This is a genomic window from Cupriavidus sp. CP313, from assembly GCF_054072015.1.
Genome location: NZ_JBSVZB010000074.1, coordinates 1 through 3,682, shown reverse-complemented (window position 1 = coordinate 3,682; position 3,682 = coordinate 1). Strand labels below are relative to the sequence as shown.

At 58.3% G+C, this 3,682-nt stretch carries 3 protein-coding genes and 2 pseudogenes; 2 read left to right on the top strand and 3 right to left on the bottom strand.

Annotated features, from left to right (window positions below; genetic code table 11):
* Nucleotides 1–400: 400 nt before the first annotated feature.
* Nucleotides 401–532 (bottom strand): annotated as a pseudogene (locus ACW4E8_RS40885) (transposase); the annotation flags it as partial.
* A gap of 130 nt (nucleotides 533–662) precedes the next feature.
* Nucleotides 663–1,739 (bottom strand): M28 family peptidase, encoded by a 1,077-nt coding sequence (locus ACW4E8_RS40880; protein ID WP_456809682.1) that lies wholly within the window; start codon nucleotides 1,737–1,739, stop codon nucleotides 663–665.
* 212 nt (nucleotides 1,740–1,951) lie between these two features.
* On the opposite strand from ACW4E8_RS40880, the gene ACW4E8_RS40875 reads away from it, so the two are divergent.
* Together ACW4E8_RS40875 and ACW4E8_RS40870 are read left to right on the top strand one after the other, a co-directional pair.
* Nucleotides 1,952–2,323, top strand: coding sequence for a PHA-granule associated protein 4 (locus ACW4E8_RS40875; protein ID WP_456809681.1), 372 nt, complete (start codon nucleotides 1,952–1,954; stop codon nucleotides 2,321–2,323).
* A gap of 249 nt (nucleotides 2,324–2,572) precedes the next feature.
* On the top strand, nucleotides 2,573–3,001 hold the full coding sequence (locus tag ACW4E8_RS40870; RefSeq protein ID WP_456809680.1) for a GNAT family N-acetyltransferase: 429 nt from the start codon (nucleotides 2,573–2,575) through the stop codon (nucleotides 2,999–3,001).
* Between the two features lie 233 nt (nucleotides 3,002–3,234).
* Here ACW4E8_RS40870 and ACW4E8_RS40865 read toward each other — a convergent pair.
* Nucleotides 3,235–3,540 (bottom strand): annotated as a pseudogene (locus ACW4E8_RS40865) (IS6 family transposase); the annotation flags it as partial.
* Nucleotides 3,541–3,682: the final 142 nt, after the last annotated feature.

Sequence of the window (3,682 nt, the reverse complement as noted above, 5' to 3'; positions counted from 1 at the left end):
CACTCCTGGCAAAGCCTGTATCACTTCACAGTCGGCGGCGCCATGGTCGATCAGCGCTTGTCGACGTCTGCACCGTATGAAATTCAACCTTTACAAGCAAATGGTGTTGCGACCAAGGAACGTGTCGCCTCCCTCCGCCGGCAGAAGCCGGCTGCGGATTCAACCGGTCGATGCAACGGCCTGTCGAGAGGGTGTAGCGCTAGCCCGCATGTCCATACGGTGTACCTTGTGGAGTGCGCGTGCATGGGCTGCATCTTGCCGTTACCGGCGACGGCCATCTACGAGCCGAACTACGAGTCCGGCCCCCAAATCTACTCGATACAAAATCAGGCTGCCGGATGTGCCGGCGTTTGGAATTGCTGGGCTGTGGAAGGATTGGCCAGATGGATCCTACTCTTTCACCGTGCTGACGGTGAATGCGGCGGGCCACCATTGAAACCGTCTTGCCGGGCTCGCAGCTCTCACGCACCATCGCCAGCTTCTCGTCCGACGACCACCGCCGCCGGCGCTCTGGCCCCGTCAACACTTCCACCAATTCCTGCTTCGCTTTAGTCATAAACACAGTCGTATGCCTACCCGCTATTGTAAGTGGGGGACTGTGTCCGGCGTTTCAGGGGGCCGCTCCAGGGGCGGCGTCACCCAACCATTGGGACCATTAGAGCCTAGGGATTGTTGGCAAGGTCTCGCACGACCGCCTCAAGACCGACAACCACGCGCGCCAGCTTGTCGAAGTCAATTTTGTCGATGGTGTCTTGCGCGCCGTGATAGTAAGGGTACCTGTATAGGGCGGTATCGGTCACCATCAAACATGGGTAGCCCTGGTCCATGAACGGTGCATGGTCTGACCAATCGATGCCGGGAATCGCCCGTGGGCCAGCGATCCCTTCCGCCGGGAAGGCCGCATGCTGCCGGAAAGAGCCCGTAACTTTGCGCACTAGACCCAGAGACCTTACGTTGCCCACAAAGCCGATGAAATTCCCCCGTTCCGGATAGAATGCTTTCAGCGGGCCGGGATATTTTTGCGAGCCCTTGACGTCGGAGTAGTACCCCATGGTCTCCAGTGAGAACATCGCTATTACGTTTGCTCCCTTTTCCTTAAGCGACCGAGCATGCAAGCTGCTACCCATGAGATTCGTCCGGAAGTACGGTTCCTCTTCGTTTGTGTACAGCGCAAACACAATGTCTGATTGAGCTGTTGCTCCAGCGTCTTTCAAACGCTTGGCCAGCTCAAGAATACTTGCCACACCCGTTCCATTGTCGTTAGCGCCTGGCGACCCAATCGCCGAGTCATAGTGCGCTCCAACTATGATTACGTTCTTTCCGGACTGAGTCTGGCTCGGGACCGTGACAATCAGGTTGCGAACTTTCCTTCCGAGGGTCTCATACTCCTGTCGACTGACGACGTAGCCTTCAGCCGCCAGGGTGTTCTCAATATACTGGGCGGCCGCTTCAAGTTCCGTGTACTTCTGGACATTGTGCTCCGTCGTGGCCAGGTGCCTGACATGTTCTCGCAGTCGTGCCGAGAGAGCCTGTTCCTCCGTCGACAATGTCGGCAACGGGCCGCTGTGTGAGTGGCCAGGCATCTGAGTAAGCACAAGTATTGCGACCAGCGCAAGCCCCAAAACCACCAGCACGACAGCGGAAATTTCTAGCAGGCTTACCAAGTCAGCGAACTTGGGCATCATAAACCCTTGTTGAGCCAGATAGTCACTGCGATGCCGGCCGAACAACAGTCGCATCGACAACTATCAGTCTAGGGCGCCTCAACCGCTTGTCGACGATGGCGTGCCGCCCAGCCATGGGGTCATAGTGGACTCGCAACCGGGCGCCTGCCGAGCACATCCCACCAATCCGCTGCAGGAGCGCACATCTATGGGATGAGTTCCCGGTTGCCCGACTGTGGTTTACCCGTTATATTTTTTGCACCGTTAAGCCACCGACGAGGTTCGCCATGACCGTCTACGTCGCACACAGTCGAGCCAATGCAATCGAATGTATTAGAACGTGGGCCAAGGGCACGGTAGACCTCGACTATGAGACTGGCTGGGAAGACGCCATCGAACTGGGGAGACTCGGGCAGGAACATGGCGTAAACGTGCAATTTAGAAGCATTGAGCATATTGCGGTGCGCTCGCCGGAAGCCCTATTGCGCGGCTTAAGGGAGCCAAAAACCACATTCAGGCAGCGGCATCTGTATTGCGTATTCGACCTGACTTTACTTCCAGAGCCTGCCCTGTCGGAACTAGAAGCTCTGGCTATCAAGCATGGTGACTATATCCTCGCCGGTCACCTGATGAAAGACGCTACTCTCGCCTGGGAATAATCCGGGAACTCAGTCCGTCCTGTGCCAGAGCTCTTCCATTGCATCGTGGCCGACGCCGGTACATCTTCGAACGTATTCGCGCGTGACGCAATGCGAGCCGACTCGCTCGCCTGCCTTCAGGTGCCACTCACCCCACGCATTTCCCGGCTCGCGCAGAATAAGCAAATTCACCTACGAAGAATCCCTACGCGCGAGAGCCCGACGACAACAGTACGATGAGGGGACGAGCATGGCGTGAAGGAGAGTCTCATGCGCCCCCACTTTGCAACCAGCGAGGACCTGCCTGAGGTTGAGGCACTCCTGCGTTCCTGCGCCCTACACGTCGAGGGCGTCGGCGAACATATTGAGCAGTATCTGGTAACGCGGGATAACTCAGGGCTTCTCGGCTGCGTGGGAGTCGAACATTATGGAACAATTGGCCTTCTGCGAGGATTGGCGGTTGCGGAGCATGCGAGGTCTGCGGGACTTGGAGAACTGCTCCTGTCCGCCATTGTGGCAGATGCCCGCCAGAGGGGTGTTGAGTCGATGGTAGTGCGTACCGCGTCCGCAGCCGCGTATTTTTCGCGCTTCGGCTTCGCGCCAATCGGCACGTCAGAAGTACGCCCTGATGTGTTTTGCTCGCAGGAATTCTCACCGGCCAATTCGACCGGCGGCACCGTGATGCAAATTGCTCTGTAGGGACCGTTGAGGCCGTCGTCTCCCGAGACATATCGTGAGGGAAGCCACCCTCATCTAGGCTGCCGGCTACCAACGTGCAACTGCCGTCATGCTTTGCCCCACCTTGTCGTGCCCTGACGGCGTCCCCAGCGACCGCCTCCGCGCGGTTTTGTCAACTTGCCAATAGCGAGACAAGGCAGCGGCGAGCGTGCCCCTGCTCAGGAAGCGGTTGACGGATTTTGGGCCGCTTCAGTGAGTTCGGCGCCATGCTCGTCGACCGCCCGCCATAGCAGGTAGGGCTCACCGCGCAGCGTCACGAACATCTCGTCGAGATGCCAGGTGCTGCCTGGCTTGCGCCATGCGACTTTCACACGATGGGCGAAGCGCGCGCCAAATTTATCGCACCAGCGGCGGATGGTCTCGTAGGTCACGGCGACACCGCGCTCGAACGGCAGCTCCTCGATATCGCGCAGGCTCAGGTTGAACCGGAAGTACCAGCGCACCGCGCAACTGATGATCGCTGCCGGAAACCGGTGGCCGTGATAGAGCGAGTTCTTCATCGCTCCATCTTACGCGACCGGCCCCCCAACGTGACAAAGCCTGAGGTGTCCTGGGCGAAATCAACTGGTCGTCGCAACACCTTTAATCAAGGAGGTGTTTATGGGACGACCAGCGGGGTGGATGCAGAAGTTGACAGGGCGA